This is a genomic window from Pseudoalteromonas sp. NSLLW24, assembly GCF_015864725.1.
GTDB lineage: Bacteria > Pseudomonadota > Gammaproteobacteria > Enterobacterales > Alteromonadaceae > Pseudoalteromonas > Pseudoalteromonas arctica.
In genome coordinates, this window is sequence record NZ_JADYWQ010000003.1 from 105,370 (window position 1) to 128,748 (window position 23,379).

At 38.6% G+C, this 23,379-nt stretch carries 20 protein-coding genes; 9 read left to right on the forward strand and 11 right to left on the reverse strand.

What is annotated here, in order from left to right:
• Positions 1 to 135 precede the first annotated feature (135 nt).
• Together I6E72_RS03755 and I6E72_RS03760 are read left to right on the forward strand one after the other, a co-directional pair.
• Positions 136 to 945, forward strand: a complete 810-nt coding sequence (locus I6E72_RS03755; RefSeq protein ID WP_197101429.1) for a phosphate/phosphite/phosphonate ABC transporter substrate-binding protein — start codon at positions 136 to 138, stop codon at positions 943 to 945.
• The gene (locus tag I6E72_RS03760) at positions 932 to 3,163 is read left to right on the forward strand and encodes an ATP-binding protein (RefSeq protein WP_197111101.1); all 2,232 of its coding nucleotides are present in this window, start codon (positions 932 to 934) and stop codon (positions 3,161 to 3,163) included. Before I6E72_RS03755 ends, I6E72_RS03760 begins: the two co-directional genes overlap by 14 nt.
• A gap of 39 nt (positions 3,164 to 3,202) precedes the next feature.
• Here the strand turns inward: I6E72_RS03760 and I6E72_RS03765 are convergent, their stop codons facing one another.
• Positions 3,203 to 4,720, reverse strand: a complete 1,518-nt coding sequence (locus I6E72_RS03765; RefSeq protein WP_197111102.1) for a S10 family peptidase — start codon at positions 4,718 to 4,720, stop codon at positions 3,203 to 3,205.
• Positions 4,721 to 5,085: 365 nt separating this feature from the next.
• Between I6E72_RS03765 and I6E72_RS03770 the strand changes: the two genes are divergently transcribed.
• From I6E72_RS03770 to mrcB, 4 genes are all read left to right on the forward strand, one after another.
• Entirely contained in the window at positions 5,086 to 6,309 is a 1,224-nt protein-coding gene (locus I6E72_RS03770; protein WP_007584842.1) for a diguanylate cyclase domain-containing protein, read from the forward strand.
• Between the two features lie 220 nt (positions 6,310 to 6,529).
• Positions 6,530 to 6,868 (forward strand): P-II family nitrogen regulator, encoded by a 339-nt coding sequence (locus I6E72_RS03775; protein ID WP_004587162.1) that lies wholly within the window; start codon positions 6,530 to 6,532, stop codon positions 6,866 to 6,868.
• A gap of 9 nt (positions 6,869 to 6,877) precedes the next feature.
• Positions 6,878 to 8,107 (forward strand): ammonium transporter, encoded by a 1,230-nt coding sequence (locus tag I6E72_RS03780; protein WP_010555509.1) that lies wholly within the window; start codon positions 6,878 to 6,880, stop codon positions 8,105 to 8,107.
• A 150-nt stretch (positions 8,108 to 8,257) separates the two neighbouring features.
• On the forward strand, positions 8,258 to 10,600 hold the full coding sequence (gene mrcB / locus I6E72_RS03785; RefSeq protein ID WP_010555510.1) for a penicillin-binding protein 1B: 2,343 nt from the start codon (positions 8,258 to 8,260) through the stop codon (positions 10,598 to 10,600).
• A 65-nt stretch (positions 10,601 to 10,665) separates the two neighbouring features.
• Here mrcB and I6E72_RS03790 read toward each other — a convergent pair whose 3' ends face one another.
• The 5 genes from I6E72_RS03790 to I6E72_RS03810 all read right to left on the reverse strand — a co-directional run bounded on the left by I6E72_RS03790 (position 10,666) and on the right by I6E72_RS03810 (position 17,263).
• Positions 10,666 to 12,507, reverse strand: a complete 1,842-nt coding sequence (locus I6E72_RS03790) for a methyl-accepting chemotaxis protein (RefSeq protein WP_197111103.1) — start codon at positions 12,505 to 12,507, stop codon at positions 10,666 to 10,668.
• Positions 12,508 to 12,685: 178 nt separating this feature from the next.
• A complete protein-coding gene (gene hemL, locus I6E72_RS03795; RefSeq protein ID WP_024589288.1) occupies positions 12,686 to 13,966 on the reverse strand; it encodes a glutamate-1-semialdehyde 2,1-aminomutase in 1,281 nt (426 codons plus the stop codon).
• Positions 13,967 to 13,999: 33 nt separating this feature from the next.
• Positions 14,000 to 15,016: an aspartate carbamoyltransferase gene (locus I6E72_RS03800; RefSeq protein ID WP_007584862.1), complete on the reverse strand. Its 1,017-nt coding sequence runs from the start codon at positions 15,014 to 15,016 to the stop codon at positions 14,000 to 14,002.
• A 114-nt stretch (positions 15,017 to 15,130) separates the two neighbouring features.
• Positions 15,131 to 15,565, reverse strand: coding sequence for a CopD family protein (locus tag I6E72_RS03805; RefSeq protein WP_007584864.1), 435 nt, complete (start codon positions 15,563 to 15,565; stop codon positions 15,131 to 15,133).
• Positions 15,566 to 15,580: 15 nt separating this feature from the next.
• On the reverse strand, positions 15,581 to 17,263 hold the full coding sequence (locus I6E72_RS03810; protein WP_007584866.1) for a chloride channel protein: 1,683 nt from the start codon (positions 17,261 to 17,263) through the stop codon (positions 15,581 to 15,583).
• A 322-nt stretch (positions 17,264 to 17,585) separates the two neighbouring features.
• On the opposite strand from I6E72_RS03810, the gene erpA reads away from it, so the two are divergent.
• Complete coding sequence (gene erpA / locus I6E72_RS03815) at positions 17,586 to 17,924, forward strand: iron-sulfur cluster insertion protein ErpA (protein WP_002958911.1); 339 nt, start codon at positions 17,586 to 17,588, stop codon at positions 17,922 to 17,924.
• Between the two features lie 49 nt (positions 17,925 to 17,973).
• On the opposite strand, the gene I6E72_RS03820 is transcribed toward erpA, so the two are convergent.
• Positions 17,974 to 18,162, reverse strand: a complete 189-nt coding sequence (locus I6E72_RS03820) for a hypothetical protein (protein WP_010555198.1) — start codon at positions 18,160 to 18,162, stop codon at positions 17,974 to 17,976.
• 452 nt (positions 18,163 to 18,614) lie between these two features.
• Here I6E72_RS03820 and I6E72_RS03825 point away from each other — a divergent pair, with 452 nt between their 5' ends.
• A complete protein-coding gene (locus I6E72_RS03825) occupies positions 18,615 to 18,854 on the forward strand; it encodes a helix-turn-helix domain-containing protein (RefSeq protein ID WP_007584874.1) in 240 nt (79 codons plus the stop codon).
• A 70-nt stretch (positions 18,855 to 18,924) separates the two neighbouring features.
• On the opposite strand, the gene I6E72_RS03830 is transcribed toward I6E72_RS03825, so the two are convergent.
• The 4 genes from I6E72_RS03830 to I6E72_RS03845 are packed head-to-tail and all read right to left on the reverse strand — an operon-like array spanning position 18,925 to position 22,681.
• Positions 18,925 to 20,304, reverse strand: a complete 1,380-nt coding sequence (locus tag I6E72_RS03830) for an AmpG family muropeptide MFS transporter (protein ID WP_007584875.1) — start codon at positions 20,302 to 20,304, stop codon at positions 18,925 to 18,927.
• A gap of 50 nt (positions 20,305 to 20,354) precedes the next feature.
• Complete coding sequence (locus I6E72_RS03835; protein ID WP_010555196.1) at positions 20,355 to 20,975, reverse strand: peptidylprolyl isomerase; 621 nt, start codon at positions 20,973 to 20,975, stop codon at positions 20,355 to 20,357.
• Between the two features lie 2 nt (positions 20,976 to 20,977).
• Positions 20,978 to 21,538, reverse strand: coding sequence for a YajG family lipoprotein (locus I6E72_RS03840; protein WP_101164209.1), 561 nt, complete (start codon positions 21,536 to 21,538; stop codon positions 20,978 to 20,980).
• Entirely contained in the window at positions 21,539 to 22,681 is a 1,143-nt protein-coding gene (locus tag I6E72_RS03845; protein ID WP_010555194.1) for a methyltransferase, read from the reverse strand.
• Between the two features lie 42 nt (positions 22,682 to 22,723).
• Here I6E72_RS03845 and I6E72_RS03850 point away from each other — a divergent pair, with 42 nt between their 5' ends.
• Positions 22,724 to 23,335: an alpha-ketoglutarate-dependent dioxygenase AlkB family protein gene (locus I6E72_RS03850; protein WP_197111104.1), complete on the forward strand. Its 612-nt coding sequence runs from the start codon at positions 22,724 to 22,726 to the stop codon at positions 23,333 to 23,335.
• The last annotated feature ends 44 nt before the right edge of the window (positions 23,336 to 23,379 follow it).

Below are 23,379 nucleotides of genomic sequence, written 5' to 3' on the forward strand. Positions count from 1 at the left end.
AAAAAATACACTCCAAAACTACCTGTAATCAAAGTAGGTCAGTGCTAAATATCGAATATATAATAATTTTATGGTGTGTTGAGTAGTCTTTAACTAAGCTTAAACAATAATGACACGCTATTATTTGGAGAATTGATGAAGTATTTAGTGGCTATATTATGTTTGATGCACAGCTCACTCTTATTGGCTCAAGAATATACCTTTGGTGTAGTGCCGCAATATGAGCCGCAAAAGCTAAATGCTATTTGGCAACCTTTGTTAAAGCAAGTAAGTAAGCAAACAGGGGTATCAATAAAGCTAATTACAGTTGAGTCTATTCCGGTATTTGAAAAAGCCTTTGCTAATGGCGAGTACGACTTTGCATACATGAATCCATGGCACAGTGTTGTAGCATATGAAAAGCAGGGATATTTGCCACTAATAAAAGATGCAGGGCGAAAGCTGCAAGGTATTTTGCTCGTAAACAAAGACAGTGGTATTGATAATTTAAGCCAACTAGAGGGCGCCGAAATAGCATTCCCTGCACCTAATGCATTAGGTGCGTCATTATTAATGAGAGCCGACTTAGCGTTGTTGTATGGGCTAACAATAAAGCCTGTATATGTTCAAACCCACCCTTCGGTATATTTAAATGTAGCACTGCATTCAACAATGGCGGGCGGTGGTGTAATGGGCACATTTAAACAACAACCAGAAAGCTTGCAAAATAAGCTTAAAATTATTTATAAAACGCGTGAAATTAGTCGCCATCCAATTGTAGTCCACCCAAGGGTTGACCCTGCAATACAGTTAAAAGTGCAACAAGCTATTTTAGATATTGGGCAAAGCCCAGAGCATAAACATTTACTTGCAGGTATCCCAATTATTAAACCTAGTATTGCAACTTTAGCAGAGTATCAGCAGTTAACTCAGTGGGGCTTGCGCTCATTTTATGTTGAAAATTAGAGGGTTTCGTAGTCTGAGGGCACAAAGCTTTATTGTTGTATTGCTTTGTGGCTTGCTTATGGCCTGTCTTTTTATGTTTTACGCCTTACCTGAGCAAGCGCGTTGGGTAAACGATGGGCTTTCAAAGGCTGCTCAGCGTTCTTTAGCGCAGTTATCGACCTCTATAACGACTCCGTTGTTAACTAGGCAGTATGCAGAGCTGTATGAAGAAATAGACAGCCAACTCCAAACTCGCCCTAATTGGAAAAGTATTAAAATTGTTGATGTGGATTCAAATAACCAATTATACCCGCTTGAAAACTGGATTGGAGCAAATAAAAACGGTGACATGTTGTTATCTCAGCAGGTGGTGTTTTTAGATAAACCGCTGGCTAATATTAGCTTGGTTGTTAATTTTACGAATGAAATAAACGAATCTTCAAAACTTCATTACACCTTAATATATATACAATTTATTATTTTAGTTATCGTTTTTATAGGTTTAGCTTGGCTGGTGGATTACAGGGTTACGTCGCCTTTAAGGACTTTAAAACAGGGGTTTTCACGTTTAGCCAAAGGTGACTTTGATTGTCATATAGATAAACAACAACAAAATGAAGTAGGTAGCGTAATAAGTGCATTTAATAACATGGTTGATGAGGTTGCTAATAACCATCAAAAATTAAATGTATTACGAATTCAAGCTGAGTCAGCAAGTAAAGCAAAGTCAGATTTTATGGCCAGTATGAGCCACGAATTAAGAACCCCATTAAATGCAATTTTAGGCTTAGCCCAGCTGTATGGATATGATGAGAGTGCTAATAAAGTACAAAAAGAAAACGCGAAAAGCATTTATCAAGCTGGAGAACATTTACTATTACTTATAGACGATGTACTTGATTTAACGGCTATTGAGTCGGGTAATATGCAGTTTAGTTTTTCTTATGTGCCTATTAAAAGCATATTAGAGGAGTCAGTAGAGCTCGTCACTGAGCTTATTAAAGGGCAATCAATAACACTGCATACCCAAGGTTTCGAGTCCTTAGAAGGGTTGAGTATTTACATTGATCAGCGCCGCTTTAAACAAGTGATGCTTAACTTGCTTTCAAATGCGATTAAATACAACAAACCAAATGGCAGCATTAATATAAATTGCCGAGTGTTAAGTAATAAACAATGCGAAATAGATGTAACAGACACCGGATGTGGATTTGCTCCAGATGATATTTCTCGCTTATTTAAACCTTTTGACCGTTTAGGAGCTGAAACCAGTAAAGTAAATGGCACGGGTATTGGTTTAGTGATAACTAAGCAACTGGTAGAGCGCATGCAAGGTTCTTTAAGCGCGCAAAGTGAGCAGCACAAAGGTTCTTGTTTTACACTAAACTTTAACAGCTTTGATGAAGCTGACTTGCCAGCACAAGTGCAATCTCCTCAAATAACACTGCAAAGCTTAGATACAGTAACTCTTCCTACACTTGAGGTTTTAGTTGCAGAAGATCAGGTTACAAATCAGCAAGTATTAAAGCAGCAATTAACCATGCTTGGGGTGTGTTCTACTTTTGTAAGTAATGGCGAACAAGCTTGGGAAACTCTGCAAAATAAACACTTTGATATTTTACTAACCGATATTCAAATGCCTTTACTCGATGGGTTAGGGTTAGCCAAAAAAATACGCGAAAACACTCATTTTGATAAACTTATTATAATTGCAATTACGGCCAACATTACCAAAAACAATATAGATAATTGTTATGATTGTGGAATGAACGGCTTTTTAACCAAGCCCATTGAGCTTGTTAAATTAAAATCGCTGTTGATGGAACACTCTCAAACAATGGTTAGTACATGTTCAGATAAATCTGATAGTGAAAATATAGCTTCAGATAGTTTTGATCAACTAGATATCACGTTATTAAAAGCAATGCTTGGTGATGATCCTACTGTGCACTGCATGGTGTTTAATGCGTTTTTACAAACGGCAGGGGAGCAAATTAAATTAGCTAATGCGTATGCTAAGAGTAAAAATTATGTTGATTTGGCTTTTCAGGCCCATGCCTTAAAGTCGTCGTCAAAATCGGTAGGGGCTATTAAACTGGCTGATATATGCCAGCAGATCGAAACGTATGCAGAAAATGAATCTATTGATAACAATGAAATGCAAAGTCTCGAGACCTGCTTCAACGATGTAGTAACGCAACTTAAAAGCTATTGTTTACGATATGAAAAACGCACATAAAAAATGGCTCATAAAGAGCCATTTTATGTTTAAAATATTTTAGTATTTAGCCGCTTCCCCTTTCTTAGGTAAAGCGTCCTGTATAAAGTCACGTAAATCGTTATTAGAGCTTTCTAAGTCAGCGTGGCGAAGGTACATCATATGCCCACTTCTGTAGCCTTTAAAGCTCAAACGGTCTTTCATTTTACCGCTTGGGTCTAATTGCCATAACGTATATTTAGCGTCAAAGTAATTGGTTGCACCATCAAAGTATCCTGATTGAATCATCACGTTTAAGTAAGGGTTTTGCGCCATTGCTAAACGTAGATTTTCGCCCGTATTATTACCGGTTCTATCCCATGGGTGAACATTACCAAATAAATTATATTTTACATCTGTTTTATAGTTTAGCTCTTCACGTAAGTAGTGATTAATTGCAGGAGTGAAAGAGTGTAACCAAGAGGTAAGTTCAGCCCAGTAGTCTGGGGATTCACCTGCGCCTCGTTTATCTATTCCTAAATAACGAGAATCTAAGCGACCCACCGTTTGACCACGTTCACGTAGTAGCTCTTTCCAGAAAAATTGAGTTGGAATATCCAAGTTATTTTGTTCAACAAACTTTTCTGATAAGCCAGCGTAGTGTGCCATTTTTGTAATTATTCGACGTTTTTCTTCAGCATTAATAAAGCCACCCTTAGCAAGCGCTGGGATTAACTCGTTTACAGTAAATTCTTCAACTTCAGGTAATAACTCATCTAGATCTTTAGCTTGTAAATCGGCTTTAAGTGCTTTGTGATACCAAGCCGTCGCTGCAAAGTAAGGTAGGCGGTTAGCGGCTTTAATCGGGCCGTCGCGCTTAATACCAATATCAGTGGGTGATACGAGAACAACACCGTTTATGTACATCCATTGACTATTTTGAAGCTCATGAGCAAGACCCGATACACGTGTTGTACCGTAGCTTTCACCAATTAAAAATTTAGGCGATCGCCAGCGCTCAGCTCTATTTACAAAAGTATTTAACCACTCTGCAAGGTATTTAATATCGGCATTAACACCAAAAAATAGCTCTTGTTGTTTTGCTTTAGAAGGAAGTTCGCCTTTTTCGTTTTCAAGTACGCGAGAGTAGCCAGTATTTACAGGGTTTACGTAAACAATATCGGCAATATCAAGTACAGAATATGGGTTGTCTTTTACGCCATAAGGTTGAATTGGATAGCCTTCGTCATCAATCTTTAATACGCGAGGACCAGTATAAGCAAGGTGCATCCATACAGAAGCCGAACCTGGCCCGCCATTAAATGAAATAAGTAATGGGCGATTTGTCCTGTCGTCAACTTTGTCGCGTGTGTAGTAGGTGTATTGCAATGTCGCAACCGCGTCGCCTTTATCATCCCATACAGGTTGTGTGCCCGTGGCAACGGTGTAATTAAAGCGTTGACCGTTGATTTTAGCTTTATGTTGAGTAACAACTTTGCTGTCTACATCAATACGACGTTGGTTATCGGCAAGCGTGCTTGTACTGATTATTAATGCAATAACGGTTATCGGTAAACTGATAATACGACTAAGCTTCATTAGGTGTCCTTATTATTGTTGATACACCATTAAAGACATTAATGAGTTAAATAACAAAAGTATTGAGACTAGTGGCCGATAATACTAGTTAAGTAAGGTATTAATGCGCTTAGAGACGCGTGCTTACCACTTTTATAGTTATTTGGGATTTGGTTTCTTTATTTAGTTAATCACAGAATTCAGGTATATTGCGGGCCTACTTGTATTGATTTTATATACAAGCTATCACCAAAAAAATCTAATGGATTACGCTTTCAAGCACATAAGTGCACTCTACACCGGATGTTTATGACTAATGCTATTGCAGTAATAGCATTGTATTTGTCGTTTTGTTACAAAATTAATTAAAGGTAAAGAGAAGCTTTATGCAAAGAGTATTAGTGGTTGAAGACAGTAAAGTAGTGCAGCAGGTGCTTCGCCACTTAACTGCACAATACCTTGATGTAGCAATTGATTTTGCTTGGTCTTTAGCAGAATGCGCTACGTTCGTAGAAAAATACGACTATACGCTTGCGTTAGTTGATTTAACTTTGCCAGATGCTCCGCACGGTGAAGTTGCAAAATATACTTTATCTAAAAAAATTCCTACGGTTGTTTTAACCTCAAAAATAGATGAGTACAAGCGCCAACAAATGCTTGAATTGGGCGTAGTTGATTATGTTATTAAAGATAATCGCGATTCTTACCATTATGCCGTTAAGCTCGTTGCGCAATTACTCAGAAATCAAGGCTGTAAAGCACTAATAGCAGATGACTCATTACTAAGTCGCTCGTTAATGAAGCAAATGCTAGAAAAGCAATTGTTTGATGTAACAGATGCCCACGATGGACAACAAGCACTCGAAATATTAAAAGCTAATCCTGATATAAAGCTACTTATGACCGACTACGCTATGCCCTCTATGGATGGCTTTGAACTTGTCAAAGCGGTACGTAATTTTAGAGGCCGAGACGACTTAGCAATTATTGGCTTGTCGGGCGCGGGGAAGCATGGCCTATCAGCACGATTTATTAAATATGGCGCCAATGACTTTTTAACAAAGCCATTTATGAATGAAGAGTTTCATTGTCGAGTACTTCAAACAATGGAGCAACTGTCGTTAATTTCAGATATTAAAGAAAGCGCACATAGGGATCACTTAACAGGGCTTCATAACCGACGCTACTTTTATCAATATGCAGAAAAGCTCCTTAAAAGTAAAAACCAGAAAAATACTTTGGCATTGCTTGATATCGATTTTTTCAAAAACATTAACGATACATTAGGCCATGAAGGCGGCGATCAGGCCTTAAAGCAGGTTGGTTCATTAATACGATCTACGTTTTCAAAGTTTACGGTTGCACGGGTTGGCGGGGAAGAGTTTGCCATAATATTACCTGAAATAGAGCTAGAACGCGGTCGTGAATACTTTGAAGCATTTAGGAAAAAGATGGCTAGTTACGATTTTTCTATTAGCGATAAATCAATTAAAATTACCACCAGTATAGGCTTGGCTGACTTTCAAGACACTAGTCTAACGCAGGCTATGCGTGTTGCTGACAAAGCATTATACGAAGCTAAAAACCAAGGCAGAAACTGCGTGGTATAACCCTTCTTAAACAAAGCTAGGTACGTGATAAATATATAGAGATATAGCACGCACCAATGTAGCTGACTTGTTAAATTAACGCACCTAATTGGTGCGTTTTTTTTAATCTTGAGTTTGTGTTTGTTACTAAGTAGCTGTTTTTAATTGATATAAAATAGTGGCACAAAGGTTGGATTGTTTAACTCAATAAGATAACAATAAAGAGTCCGAGGGGGCCGCTATGAAAATGATTAGTGCAATCATAAAACCATTTAAATTAGACGACGTGCGTGAAGCACTCGCTGATTTAGGAATTGAGGGGATGACAGTAGTTGATGTTAAAGGTTTTGGACGTCAACGAGGTCATACCGAGTTATATCGTGGTGCAGAATACCAAGTAGATTTTATTCCTAAGATCAAACTTGAAATTGCAACTCGTACTGAAAATTGTCAACGCGTTGTTGAAGCAATCACTAAAATTGCATCAACAGGTAAAATTGGTGACGGTAAAATTTTCGTGTACGACTTGGATCAAATTGTTCGTATCCGTACTGGCGAACTTGACGAAGAAGCAATTTAAGGGGGTCTCATGGAAAATACAATAATAGAACTAAAGTTTTCACTCGATACCTTCTATTTTTTAATATCAGGTATATTAGTAATGTGGATGGCAGCAGGTTTTGCCATGTTAGAGGCGGGCTTAGTTCGCTCTAAAAACACAGCTGAAATTTTAACTAAAAATGTCGCGCTATATTCAATTGCATGTACGATGTTTTTATTAGTTGGCTACAACATTATGTATGTAGACAATGCCGAAGGTGGTTTTATTCCTTCAATAGGCGCTTTAATTGGTACACAAGCTGCCGATGCTGACCATTCTTTAGAATCTGACTTTTTCTTCCAAGTAGTATTTGTTGCAACCGCTATGTCGATTGTATCGGGTGCTGTTGCTGAGCGTATGAAACTGTGGGCTTTCCTAGGTTTTGCTGTAGTACTAACTGGTTTTATTTACCCTATTGAAGGTTACTGGACATGGGGTGGTGGTTTCTTATCTGAAATGGGCTTTGTTGATTTTGCAGGTTCTGCAATTGTGCATGGCGCAGGTGCAGCCGCTGCACTAGCTGGTGTATTAATCCTAGGTGCTCGTAAAGGTAAATATGGTAAGAACGGTGAAATATACCCAATTCCAGGTTCAAACTTACCACTTGCTACACTAGGTACATTTATTTTATGGATGGGTTGGTTTGGCTTTAACGGTGGTTCTCAATTACTACTTTCGGATAAAGAAAACGCAACTGCAGTAGGCCAAATATTACTTAACACCAATGCAGCAGCTGCAATGGGTGCTATTGCAGCACTATTTGTATGTAAAGTACTTTGGGGTAAATCAGATTTAACAATGGTCTTAAATGGTGCATTAGCTGGCTTAGTTGTTATAACAGCAGACCCTCTATCTCCATCACCATTAATGGCATGTCTACTTGGTCTACTTGGTGGTGCACTTGTTATATTTAGTATCATAGCACTTGATAAAGTTAAGATTGACGATCCAGTGGGTGCTATCTCTGTTCATGGTACGTGTGGCGCATTAGGTATTATGTTAGTACCGCTAACCAATGGTGACGCAAGCTTTGTTAATCAGTTAACGGGTCTAGTATGTATTCTTGCCTTTGTATTTGTAGCATCATTTATTGTTTGGACTGTGCTTAACAAAACAATGGGTATACGAGTAACCGAAGAAGAAGAACTAAACGGTATGGATCAACACGATTGTGGTATTGAAGCCTACCCAGAGTTTGTTTCTGTTCGAAATAGCTAATAGTTTATTTAAATAATAGTGTGTTTACACAAAGCCCTACTTCGGTAGGGCTTTTTTTGTTTCAGGGGGGGTTAACTTTTCGGATGTTAGGATATATCCAATATGCTAAGCTCACACTCGTGAATAACCCTTGGAATAAATTACACTTAAATGGCCGACAATAAAAAAACACCTACCAGTAAACCTGCAGTTAAACGTGCAAGTAAATCGTCAAGCAAGACAAAAAAAAGCACCTCAAAGGGCAGTAAAAAAACAGTGGAAACCACTGTTAAACGCTCTTTTATGAGAAAAACATGGTCAGTGTTTTGGAAACTAAGCTTGGCTGTTTTTATTGCAATGGCAATGTATTTCATTTATTTAGATTCAAAAACAACGCGTATATTTGAAGGTAATAAATGGCAACTTCCAGCGCAAGTGTATGCTCGTTCTATGGAGTTTTATCCGGGGCAATTTTTATCAAGTCAGGAAGTAGTGTTTGAGCTAGAGCGTTTAAATTATTCATCGGTTAATAGATTAAGCCGCACAGGGCAGTTTGTTAAAACAGCAGATAGCATCAAGATTTATCGTCGTGATTTTGAATTTTATGATGGCCTTGAAGAATCACATATTATTGAACTTCGCTTTGCAGGGCAAAAAGTTGCGACCATTAAAGATAAATTTGGCAGGCGTTTAAATTCTGCTCGTCTAGAGCCTGTGCAAATAGCGCGTATTGGTAATGACTCTAAACAAGATAGAGAATTTGTACCACTAGATAAGTTTCCAGCAATGCTAAAAGATACGCTATTGGTGGTTGAAGACCGTGATTTTTACGAACATCATGGTGTATCAGTGTTTTCTATTTTACGCGCGCTTTATTCTAATATTAAAGCGGGGCGCACCGTTCAAGGTGGTAGTACGCTTACTCAGCAGTTAGCTAAAAATATTTACCTAACACGTGAGCGCTCTTTAGTACGAAAAATAAATGAGGCCTTTATTGCCCTTATTTTAGATTATCGTTATTCAAAAGATCAGATATTAGAAGCTTACTTAAATGAAGTATACCTAGGGCAGTCATACAACCAAGGTGTGCACGGTATGGGGCTTGCTGCTGACTTTTACTTTTCAAAGCCGGTAGATGAGCTTGAGTACGATCAAATTGCTTTGCTGGTGGCAATGGTTAAAGGTCCATCTTATTACAATCCACGTCGCTATAAAGAGCGCACAATGGAGCGCCGAGACTTAGTGCTTCGCCTTATGGTTGAAAACAAGCTACTTAGCACAAAAGAGTACCGTGCATCGCTTAATCGCCCAATTGATATTGCGCCAATGAAAGCGAGTTTACAAAAATCATATCCAGGCTATTTAGAGTTAGTAAACAGAGAACTAAATGAATTATTGCCAGATCAGCAAACACTTGATGCAGGCGTAAGAGTATTTACTTATTTTGACTTACAAAAGCAAACAGCAATGGAAGAGTCTATTGAAAAGAGCTTACCGTACCTGGAAAATCGTCCTAGAACCGAAAAACTAGAAGCAGCCATGATCTCTGTTAATGTAGAAAAGGGCGGTGTATCTGCACTTGTTGCAGGGCGCGATGTTCGTTATTCAGGGTTTAACCGTGTTTTAGATACAAAGCGTAATATTGGCTCGCTGGTAAAACCGGCTGTGTATTTAAGCGCATTGCAATTACCACATTATAATTTAGCTACTTTGCTTGATGACTCGCCAGTACAGGTTACAAATGAGCAGGGAAAAGTGTGGCAACCAGAAAATTTTGATCATAAATACCGTGGAGCAATCCCTCTTTATAAAGCATTTAGTAACAGTATTAATATTCCAGCGGTTAATTTAGGCCTCGATGTAGGTGTTGATAAAGTCGCGAAAACACTAAAAGGATTAGGCGCTAAAGGGGCGATAAACGAATACCCATCGTTGCTTTTAGGGGCTGTTGAAATGTCGAGTTTTGAAGTTGCTCAGCTTTATACGACAATTGCTGCAGATGGCGAATATAAAAAGCTCACTGCAATTTCGGCATTAACTGACTCGGTTGGTAAAGTACTTTATAAGCATAAAGTAAATGCAGAGCCTCGTTTTGATAAATCTGCAATGTATATGACTAAATACGCGATGAAACGCGTAACGAAAGACGGCACTGCTAAACGCTTAAATTTACACTTCCCATCAATCCAACTAGCAGGTAAAACAGGAACTAGTAACGATTTACGTGATAGTTGGTTTGCAGGCTTTGATCAAAATACTGTGACTGTTGCGTGGCTTGGTCGAGACGACAACAAAAGCACGGGTTTAACAGGCAGCGTGGGCGCATTAGAAGCGTATATTCGTTACTTAAAGCCACTTAATCCACAAGCAATAGCTGATACGCGTCCTCCATCAATACGCTGGGCATTTGTAAATGAGCAAACGGGTAAGCAGGCACCACCAGGATGTGGCAAGGTGATTCAGCTACCGCTTAGAGCGAGTGAGTTCGAGCCAAGACCACAATGTATTCGTTAATTTAAGATTACTTTAAACAACAAAGCCGCTTATTTAGCGGCTTTGTTGTAAGTTGTAGTTAACGCTTAAGATTTAAAAAACTGCATTGATTTGGTTAAATCATTAGATAAGCGACTTAGCTGTTGTGCATCTTGCAGCGTTGATTGAGCTGATGTTAGCGTTTGATCTGCTAAATTGCTCACCTCTTGCGAATCATTCAATGCCTGTGTTGTCGCATTTGACTGCTGTTTAACACGCTCTGCAATAACTTCACCTTGATGTTTAATGTCGCCCATACTTTGCTCTGCGCTTTGCAATACTTCATTGGTTTGATTGGCTGCTTTTACTGATTGCTCCATTTTTTCAACACTTGAGCGCATTTTTTGCTGAGTGTCGTCAGATGCTTGTTGTAAGGAGCTAATAATTTGATGTATTTCTTGGGTTTGTGTTTGTGTACGCTGAGCAAGAGTTCTTACTTCATCAGCTACAACGGCAAAGCCTCGACCATGTTCGCCAGCTCGTGCAGCTTCAATAGCGGCATTGAGTGCAAGCAAGTTTGTCTGATCGGCTATCTCACTAATACCTTTACTTACTTTGCTAATTTCTTGGCTATCTTGTGCTAGCTTATCGAGCGCTTGTTGGCTCTCTGCAAATTCAATTTGTAGATCTTGCATATATTTAGCAAGCTCCATTGTATTGTCTGAACCTTGTTTTACATGCGCAGCAGCATCTTGCGCGGTAAGCGTTGCTTGATGGGCTGACTCTTCAACTGCAAGTGCGTTTTGAGCCATTTCGCTTAGTGCACTATAAATGGCATTTACTCGGATTTGCTGTTTTGAAACATCATTGCTTGTTTGGCTACTCGCATGTGATAGCGATTTAGTTGCGCCGCATAGCTCTTCTGTACTTGCTTTAACATCAATTAATAAATGTGAAAATGCATTAAGTAATGCGTTGTAGCGCGATGCAATAATTCCCATTTCATCATTAGTGCTCGAATCGATAGTGGCATTTAAGTCGCCATTCGCGGCTCTATTCGCTGCATCAGCAAAGCGATTAATGGTATCAACAACTGCAAAATAAAAACCAATCATCAAATAAAATGCAAATAACAAACTAATTAATGAAGCAGCTAAAACAAGATTTCGAGTCCACTGTTGAGTTTGTAGTTTTGCTTCAATAAGGCTCTCAAGCGTTGGAATACTCTTACTAACAAGTTGATTAATACTGCTGTGAACATTGTTTGTTAGTTTAGTAAATTCTGATTGAGTTAATAAAATATCGTCTGGCTCAAGTAGTTTTTCATCTATCGCTTTTTTAAATGCACCAACAGCACTGTGTAAATTATCTAACGAGGGCATGAGCGCTTTATTTACTGACTTGTCTGCACTGGTGGCTACATTGAGTATTTTATCGAGTTGTTTTTCATATAAAGGCAGTGATTTACTAAAATTTGAAAGTGCTATAAACGTATCTGGCGTAAAACGATTACTTGCCAAAACAGTGTTTGCGCTTTGCGCTGTCGAGTTTATTTGCATTATAAGTGCAGGAATTGGTGTGACTAAAGAGCGGTTTACGTAAGCACTAGCTAACTGGCTATCTAATGCTAAGTTAGACTGGATAGAAACAAGTTCAAGTACATCATTTGCTTGATCGTCTTTTATATCAAAACCGAGTGAGCGAGCAATTTTTATATTTTGATTTGCTTCCCCCTGCATTTGATTTGAGAGTATTGACCTGTAGCCTTTTAAACCTTGTTGCTGCATTTTTGAAACAGCGATACTTTCACTTAATAATGAGACTAAAAAAAACAAACTAAGTGCAAGAGGAACGAGTAAAATTCCAAACATTAAGCTGATTTTAGTTTTGTATTTTAAATTTGCCATTAGCTGGATAGCGGGAAAAGAAAATTGGCGTAATCCTGACATAAGGCTCTCTTGTATTTTTGTAATTAGGGTAAAGGTGAATAGACCTTGTTATGCTTAATTATCATTCATTTATAGTACTTTACAAATAAAAAAAGCCCTTTCGGGCTTTTTTCAATCTTTAGTCTTAATTACACACTGTAAAAACAAGTGCTTATAAAATATAAAAAGTAATTTTAACTTAAAGTTTAGCAAACGAGCGTTCTGCTGCCGCTATTGTTTCTTTTACTTCTTGCTCAGTATGCGCAGCACATACAAAACCAGCTTCAAATGCTGATGGAGCAAGGTACACACCTTCTTCAAGCATAAGGTGGAAAAAACGTTTGAAGCGCTCTAGGTCGCATTCAGTAGCTTGTTTGTATGTCGTTACTTTTTCAGCATCAGTAAAAAAGAATCCATACATGCCGCCAGCATAATTAGTTGTTAATGCAATGCCTGCTTTTTTAGCGCCAGCTTCAAAGCCTTCACAAATTGCTTTAGACGTTGCTTCTAACTTATCGTGTAGACCTGGCTCACATAATAGCTCAAGTGATTTTAAACCTGCAGCCATCGCAATAGGGTTACCAGAAAGAGTACCCGCTTGGTAAACAGGGCCCACAGGCGCAATGTAATCCATTATTTCGGTTTTACCACCAAACGCGCCAACGGGCATGCCGCCGCCAATGACTTTACCTAAACACGTAAGGTCTGGTTTAATGTTGTAATACGCTTGAGCGCCGCCAAGTGCAACACGAAAACCCGTCATTACTTCATCAAAAATAAGTACTGATTTATATTCGTCACACACATCACGCAAACCTTCTAAAAAGCCAGGTACTGGTGGAATGCAGTTCATGTTACCGGCTACTGGCTCTACAATAATACAGGCAATTTCGTCAGCGTATTTTGCAAAAATAGCTTTTACTTCATCTAGGTTATTAAACGACACAGTAAGTGTATGCTTAGCAAAGTCCTCAGGAATACCAGGAGAATTAGGTACGCCCATTGTTAGTGCACCAGAGCCTGCCTTAACTAATAACGAGTCAGCATGGCCGTGGTAACAACCTTCAAATTTTAATATTTTATCGCGGCCGGTAAAGCCACGTGCTAAACGAATTGCACTCATTGTTGCTTCAGTGCCTGAGCTAACCATGCGTACTTTTTCGATTGATGGAACCAGCTCTTTTACTTTTTCAGCCATTAGTATTTCGGCTTCAGTTGGCGCGCCATAGCTAAGGCCATTTTCTACTGCTTCGTGCACGGCTTGTTTAATTGCAGGGTGGTTATGGCCCATGATCATAGGCCCCCAAGAGCCAACATAATCAATGTAACGATTACCGTCGGCATCAAATGTAAACGCGCCTTCTGCTTTTGTAATAAATAGCGGCGTACCGCCTACACCGTTAAAAGCACGAACTGGCGAGTTTACGCCACCTGGAATAGAGGCTTGAGCGCGTTCAAATAAGTCTTGGCTAATTGTCATGAAAAATCCTATAAATTGTCACTTAAAGAGGGTTTAGCTGTCGCGTTTGCGGCTAAACCAAGGTACGTCCACTTCATACTTATCGACTTTATTTTCTACGCCGAGTGTTAAAGCAAACAGTGCCATACGAATTAATACGCCATTTTGTACCTGGCGGAATATTGCTAAATTGTCGTTACTGTTTAAGTCGTTATCAAGCTCGTTGGCTTCTAAGCGACTATCACGTGGTAACGGATGCATTAATACAGAGTTAGGTTTGCAATGAGCGCTGTAAATAGATTGGCTAATTCTAAAACCGCCACGGTATTTATTTGCTTCTTCTTGTGAAGGAAAACGCTCTTCTTGAATACGTGTTTGGTAAACAATATCGGCGGCTAAATTACCTTCCATCTTGTTCACTAGCTCAATTTTGTGTCCTGCATTTTCTACGGCATCTAAAATGCTCGTTGGCATTTGTAGGCCATCAGGCGCGACCATCGAAAACTTTACGTTTTTATAATGGCACAATAGTTTTGATAGAGAATGCACTGTGCGACCATATTTTAAATCACCCACAAGCGCTATATGCATGCCATCAATATTTTGATCAAAACGGTGTAATTCACGCTCAATGGTTAATAAATCAAGTAATGCTTGAGTCGGGTGCTCATTTGGGCCGTCGCCGCCATTAATAACTGGCACAGTACAGCCATCAGCAAATTCACTTACTGAGCCTGCATCGGGGTGGCGCATAGCAACAGCATCGGCGTAAGCTGAAATAACGCGCGCGGTATCGTAAAGTGATTCACCTTTTGCAAGCGCTGAGCTTTGCATACCTGTAGTTTCACGTACACCACCGCCTAGTAAGTTAAAGGCTGTACCAAAGCTAACTCGCGTGCGAGTACTTGGTTCAAAAAACAAATTAGCTAAAATAGCGCCTTTAAGCACCGTTGTTTGCTTTTGTTTTTTAGCATAAGGCTCCATTTTTTTAGCTACTGCAAAAATACGTTCAATGCAGTCTCTGTCTAGCTGATTTACAGACAGTATATGTTCGCCTTGGAAACTTAACATGGGGTAATTCCTAATCAATCAAATGGGCGCGATAATCCATAAATGGAGCACGCAATCGCGCGTGTTATAGCAAGTATTGTAAATTGCAGCGCAGTTTAACATGCACCGAAACGCTTATAAATTAGGTTTTATTACCGCAAGTGCCACTATGATGAGCAGCGCAATAACAGGGAGCTCATTAAAAATACGGTAAAAGCGGTCTGTTTTAGTGTTTCGGTCATGTTTAAAGTCACTTAATAACTTAAAACAGTAGCCGTGGTATAGGTATAAAATAATTACCAGTACAAGTTTGTAATGTAGCCACATACTGTATTTAAACCAATCACGACCATATTCAACAATGGTTAACACACCAAATACAGCCGTTAAAACAGCAAATGGGGTTACGAAATAAAGTAACCTGCGCTCCATAACTTTAAGCATAGAGTTACATGATCTTTCTTCGCTCATTGCGTGATATACAAATAATCGAGGCAAGTAAAAAATACCGGCAAACCACGCAATCATAAAAAATATGTGGAGTGTTTTATAAATCAATAATGCGCTCATAATAGTCCTTATTGCTTAAAGTAAGCTGTTACGAATGGTTAAAATATGATGAATTTGATCCCAGCGTAATAGCCCCATAATTTGTTGATTATCTAAAAGGTTATAAACGTAAAGCGCGCCACTTCTTTTATCTTTTAGTATATCGAATGCATCGGCTAGAGTGGCTTGGCTGCTGATGCCCTGCAAGCTAATGTAATTTATATTTATTGCTTCATCAGACATTAGCGTTAAATCGTATTCAGCGAGGCGATAGCCATTTTCTTCGTCAAAAACAATCAAGGGTGTTTGGCTATCCATGGCATCAAGCGTATTTTTTATTTGCTCTTTATCGTCTGAGTAAAGCAATTTAAAGTCTTCATCCATATCATCCATTATTCCCACTTTTTGTAATGCTTCGGTAGCGGGAGATACATGGTACGGCAATCCCTGAAAATCTAATTGCTGCAAAAATATGGAGCGATTTCCAAAAAATTGTAATGCAGTTACATATGCAGTGGTTATAACTATCATCGCAGGAACGATTATTTCAGGTGATGATGTAAGCTCCATTACTGTTGTTAATGCAGCAAGTGGTGCATGCAGTGTAGCCGCTAATAATCCAGCCATACCTAAAACCCCATACGTACCCGCAATATCAGTACCCGGGCTAATATATTGAGCAAAAAAGGCCATTAATGTACCAATTAATACACCAAGCCCAATTACCGGACCAATTAAACCGCCCGGAATACCCAAACCAATAGCAAACAATGTGGCAAGTAGTTTAGCTATTAAAATGGTAGTAAGCAGCTTTACGTTATCAGGCGATTCAACCGCGATAGTAATCGCACTCATACCAGAACCCATAGCATGAGGCACCGCGTAAGCTATCAAGCTGGCAATACAGCCTGCGATTAGTAAACGAGGAAACATACTTAAAGGTTTAAATGTTTTAATAATTAGCATTAAGTTTTGATTAAAGCTAAATGCTATAGCGCCCAGCGCCATACCGCATAATATTAAATAAGGGTAATGCCAACCACTTAATGGCGCTATTGTAATGAGTGCAAGTTCAGAGCCTTCACCAAAAACAAACTGCGTAGCGAGTGCACCAGTAACAGCAGCAAGCATGATTGGCACAAATATGTGTACTTTGTATTCTCGAAGTACCACTTCCATTACAAAAATAACGGCTGCAAGTGGGGTATTAAACGAAGCGGCTATACCTGCTGCAACGCCGCAACCACTTAAAGTACGCATGGCGTTATGCGGTAAATGTAGTTTATCCGCTAAAATACTCGCACCTGTTGCGCCCATATGTACGGAAGGCCCTTCTCGGCCAACCGAAAAACCGCTAATGAGTGCAAGTGCGCCACCAACAAATTGATTAACCGTATTGTATAAAGGCATTTGCCCGTAATGGCGTTTAATACGATGAATAACAAAAGGAATGCCTAAACGGTAATGTTTAAAGCCAGTAAATGCAGCAAAGCACGCAATTAAAAATGCGGCTATTAATGGCATTAAAACGCGTTCAAGAGTGGGTAGGGTAGTAAAGTCGTCAGGTGTTTCCAAAAATAAGCTTTGAAAAAACAAAATAGTTAAGCGAAATAAAATAATAAAAAATGCAGCAATTAATCCGGCAACTACGCCTAATAAGCATAATTGTACAGATGTTTTAGGTTTTGCCAGTCGACGCCTGAGTTGCTCAAGCCACATGCATTATTTCCTCGCCGCATTTTTCAGCAGCATTTTAGCAAAAGAGTTTAGTTAAGTCCTTGTGATTTTGAATTTTTCGTAACTTATATTAACAATTTGCAGTAAAGATTAAGACCTATTTTTTATAACTAAAATTTTTAATGAATTTATAGTTTACAAGGGTCGCTTTTAGTTTGCTTAAGTATTATTTTAGTGAGCTAATGTTTAGCCACTTTTTTACTAATTTATAGGTATAACTTAGAGTAAAGAGTTGTTTTACTATACTTGATTAAAACACTCGGGTATTAGATAATCACGCCATTGCGATATTGAGGGTTTTAAAATGTCTGAAGAATTACCAATTAAGTTCAGCGATGCAGCTGCTGTTCGCGTTAAACAGTTAATCGACGAAGAAGAAAATCCAGATTTAAAACTGCGTGTTTATGTAACAGGTGGTGGTTGTTCTGGTTTTCAATATGGTTTTACTTTTGATGAAAAAGCGAATCCTGGCGATTTAGAAATTGTAAAAAATGGTGTAACACTCGTTATCGATCCAATGAGCATTCAATATTTGGTTGACGGTGAAGTTGATTACACTGAGGGATTAGAAGGCGCACGCTTTTTTGTATCTAATCCTAATGCAACAACAACCTGTGGTTGTGGTGCAAGCTTTAGCGTTTAACAGCCAAACGCTAAATAGAATGAAGCCGCTTTTGCGGCTTTTTTAATGCCTACAAATCGGTTGGGGCATATTCGGTTATTTGCATTATCAATACAAAAAAGCCAAGTACAAAAGCAGAAAACGCTAAAATGTATATGAAGCCTTTTTTGCCTTGCTTAATTGGTACGCCGTTGTGGCGCAAAAAAAAGTACCAACCCAAGCACAACACAATCGGTAATAAAAAAAGAAGTCTGAACATTATTCGGCCTTTTTGGTGCTAATTATTGCTTAATCATAAACATGTGACGATAAATTGGAACAAAATTGTTATAAAAATTCATTTAAATATTTTATAACTAGAAATTAATTTATTAATACTTTTTGAGTACTTAGGTCAATATTCAGCGTTTATAAATATTCACTCGTGTTCATATTTGTACCGAGTATGTAATTAGTTATTTAACCAAAGTGTTAATAGTATATAATGTATCCAAGAATGAGACGGGCAAAATTTCATTCTCAATAAAAACAAATCTTTACCACATTATTAGCGTAGTTTTTTAGCTATATTGGTGGAGTGAGTAGCAACACATGCTTTGTTAAGCAATAGCTTGCTATTGAAAATATGGTATGACTGCTTACTTGCCTACAGCTATTGATAGAGACTACTGCTTTAATAGGTACGTCAAATCATCTAGTAGGAGATGTAAAATGATGGGCAAAACAGTTTCTTCTGAAGAAAATGCAAAGCTAACAAAGTGGCTTAAAAGTAAGCGCCACGAAAAGGGTCATACAATGCGAAGCCTAGCACAAGTGCTGGGAACGCCTCATTCGTTTATCGGCAAGATTGAAAATCAAGAACGCCGTTTAGATGTGATTGAGTTTGTTCGTTATTGTACAGCTCTAGAAGTTGATCCACATGAAGCACTTAGCTTGCTAAAAGTAGATTAACTCAAACATTGCTTAGTACACTTTAAGGGGCACTTGATAGTGCTAAGCAATATGTTAATGCAGGGATGCATTAAATATTTTTATGATAATTTTTCTCAAGCTCATATAGTTTATGCCTAATCAGGTATAAAAATATCAGCGAAGGTATAACCATCAAGGCTGTTAAAACAAAGAACAGCGACCAATTTCCCATTAACCAATCATCAATTACTACACCACTGTAGCTCGAAAGTAACGTTCGTCCTAAATTCCCTAATGACGCCAGTAATGCATAGTGTGTTGCACTAAATGCTCTATCGCATAACATCGATATAAAGGCCACCATAGCGACCAGCGACCATGCTTGCGTAAACCCATCAATAACAATAGCAAAGGCATACAGTCTTAAATCAGGGCCAACTAAAGCAATCCACGAAAAGGCTAAGTTTGAGGCCGCCATCGCAATGCCACTGACAAATAAACCCTTAACAATGCCATATTTTTGATTAAATAAACTGCCAACAAAGGTAAATATGATTGTAAGTACGGCAGTACCTACCTTTGAAAATGTAGCTATATCGCTATTGCTAAAACCAATTTCTTTATAAAAAACAATCGACATTCGCCCTAAAAACGCTTCGCCTATTTTAAATAAGAAAATAAACGCAAGTAATGCCAGTGCCGTTTTAACGCCATTTTTAGTAAAAAAAGCTCTAAAGGGATCAATAACGGTTACCGCGAGCCACGCAACAGTTTTTGTAAGAGGGGTTTGTTTTGTAGAGGACAGTTTTTCAAGGTACACACGTTCAAGTTCGGCATGTACCGCTTCTCTATTTGATTCAGGCTCTTTTGCAAACAATGCTCCACTCATTAGCAGCAGCATTACAGCAGCTAAAAAGTAATAAATTTGTGGCCAGTCGAGCGAGGGGATATCAGCCATATAAAATGGAATTGCACCTAAAAGCGCATAACCTGTCCACCAACCAGATGTTGCCATAGCGGCTGCCGCTGTTGCTTTGTGAGATTCGTTTGCTTTAAGTGTGTCTATTCTGAATGCATCAATAGCAATGTCTTGCGTTGCAGAAGCAATGGCAATTAACAAACAAATTGCAGCAACAATTGCTAAATTAGCTTTTAAATCAAGCCCAGCTAATAATAAGGTGCCAATAAAAATAAAGCTCTGGCAAAATAGTATCCAACTACGACGTTGGCCTAGCCATTTATATAAAATAGGGAGTTTTGTACGATCAATGAGTGGCGACCATAAAAAATTTATACTGTAAGCGCCAAATACAATGCCGAATAGGCCAATCATGCTGCGGCTTAGCCCTTCATCCTTTAGCCAAGCCGACATAACAGAGCCAATTAATACCCACGGAAAACCGCTACTCATACCAAATATAAAAATATGGATTAAGCGTTTGTCTTTAAAGTAAGAAAAATATTCGCTAATAGAGAGAGATTTGCTCATAGGGCCTTCATTGGCTTTGATGCAGAGCAGCTAAGCTGCTCTTAAATAAATTACAGTGGAACTTGTTCAAGCATTTTAATATTTAAGATGATCACCGGTTTTTTAGGAACAAAATCGTAACCAATCTTTTCATTAAACCCTGTTTCAACAGCCATGATCTTATCAAGGGTATCGTAGCCATCCATTACATTACCAAACACAGCGAATCCCCAATCTTTACCTGGGTTTAAGTGATCGTTGTTATCCATATTAAAAAAGAACTGACGTGTTCCCGAGTGCGGTTCACGGTCTTGATACGCCATAGCAATGCTGTACATATCATTTTTTAAACCATTGCCGCTTTCATTAAAAATAGGGTCATTTTCGTGTAAGCCGTCGTAATCTTTATCGTAGCCACCACCTTGAATAACAAAGTCGCGGTCATTTTCCACATCGCGCTCAATACGATGAAAAACACTGCCTTGATAGCTCTTATCTGACACGTAAGTTAAAAAGTTATTGACCGTAATGGGTGCTTTTGAACGGTCCAGTTCAACAACAATACTGCCCATCGTTGTTACGATTTCGACGCGTGGAAAAATATTGTCTTTTTGCACAAAGCGGCCTTCTTGGGCTGCCAAGCTACTTACACTAAAAAATAGGCCTAAGCAGATTAAAAAAAGTCGTTTCATAGTTAACCTTCTAAAAATTCTATTAATTCAGGGTCAGATACAATGCGGGTAATAATTTGCTCAGTCAACTTATTGAGCTGACCTTCTATTTTTACTCGCTCGTGACTAAACGGACCTTCTAAATTAGCACTGCCTCTATACACTTTACTAAAATTACTTGAGGCGCGAATAACGCGCACGCCAAGCTCTATATGGGCTTCGCTGGTATGGCTCACTAGTTTTTCGGTTACCACCGCTTGTAGTGCATGAATATCTACTTCAAAGCGTACAGACGCTAAATTAGAAATACTGGCACCATTGCGGCTAAGGGCGCTGTCTAAAACACTTTTAACTGATTCAGTAAGGCCTTGGCTTGCAAAGGTTTTAGTTTTGTCTGATTCAATAAGTTTAAGTGTTGACGAATCGCCACGTAAATCAATTACACTGGTGCTTAAGCTACTATTTATAGTGCTTATTTGACCACTTTTATAAACAGGATTGAGTATTACTTGGCTAGGCTGATTCGCACAGCCACCAAGTATTAGTAATACACAACACCCAATTATAATGTTTGTTAATTTCATTTATAGCATTCCACTATTTTTAGTTGCACTTAGAACGACAAACTTTTTGTTTGAGCCTAATAACTTACAGTTTCCGAACATACGGTTTAATTTATCGTGATAATCTAAATGACGATTACCAATAATACGCAGCTCGCCGCCTTCTTTTAAAGTATCTTTTGCTTGTTTAAACATTTGCCAAGCAATGTGATCGGTAACAGCCTGAGCTTGGTGAAATGGAGGATTACAAAGCACCATATCCACACTGTCTCTTTCAAAGCCTGTTAAACAATCGTTTTCGATGAACTCACAGTTATCAAACTTATCGCCTAGGTTAATTTCTACATTTAACCGGGCTGACTCTACTGCCATGTAAGACTCATCAACAAAGGTAATTGATGCATTAGGGCAACGAGCAAGCGTCATTAATCCAACAACGCCGTTACCACAGCCTAAATCTATAATGCTTTTAGCTTTTGGTGTTTCTGGTAAGTAGTTAAAAAAGAAGCGCGCACCAATATCCAACGAATCACGCGAAAACACATTTGCATGATTTGTTATATTAAACTCAGTACCTTCAAGCTCCCATGTTATAGGGAAGTCTGCTGCTTTATATCCGCCTTTAGCTGTGCTTAATATAAGACGAGACTTTTTAACTGCTAGGCTTGTTGTTGTTTCACCAATAAATTGCTCAAATGATTTTATTGTTGAATTATGAATTTCTTTTGTTTTACCTGCGGCAATTACTGGCGTACCAGGTGCAAGTACTTCACTGAGTTCACTTAATTGGAACTGTAAAAAACCTACATTACGAGGGATTTTAATAAGTACTAAATCTACATCCTCTGGTAATGCCGACAAACTATCTACTTGCGTAAACTCTGCTGTAGGCAGCTTGTTTTCTTGTAAGTTATAAGCCGCAGCTTGGTGGCTAATATAAGAATCATTAACTGAACAAACCGTTAACTTATTAAAATAACAAGCAAGTGCACCAAAGCTATCGTTTAAAATAAGCAATGAGCGACAATCTGGGTGATGTTCGTTAACATAATTGATAAGGTACTCATCTGCCGAATCCCACGCTTGTAAGCTGCGGTTTTTTTGATCCAATGGAAAGCGTTCAAGAGTAAAGGTTTTATCGCCTAGCTGGGCTTGCGTCGTCATAATGGTTCGTTGATCAGTAATCTAATGTAGGTAAATTCTAACATGCAACGGCAAAACGCCAACCCCCAACAGTTACCAAATGGCTTTTCTTATCAAAGTAGGACACTTAGTGCACAAAAAAGCCTCGATCTATTTTATTATTTGCAAAAAAACCTACGTTGGCAGCAACCCGATGTAACCGTTTATGGCAAAACGGGGCCTATTCCACGACTGCAATGTTTCATGAGTGATTTAAATATTGAATACGGCTATTCAAGTAGTAAGCAAATAGTAGAACCATGGGATGAATTGTTACTTAATATGCGAAAGCGTTTAGAAGCACATTTAAACCAGCCTCTAAACTCATTGCTCGTTAATTATTACCGAGATGGTAATGATACGATGGGATGGCACAGTGATGATGAAATAGAGCTTGGTGATAAACCAACAATTGTGTGTGTCTCTCTAGGAGCTGATCGGGTTTTAAAGTTAAAGCACAAGGCGAGCAATAAAGTAACCGACTTAAAATTACAAAGTGGCAGCTGTTTAATAATGAATGGACATAGCCAACGAGATTATCAACATGCAATACCTAAGCAAACCACGCTTGCGCATCCGCGAATAAGTTTAACTTACCGATTTATAAAGCACATTAAGCAAAAGCAATTTAGTTAGCCAATCGCTGCGTTAAATTGTTATAGTAAGTGTATAAATTAGCT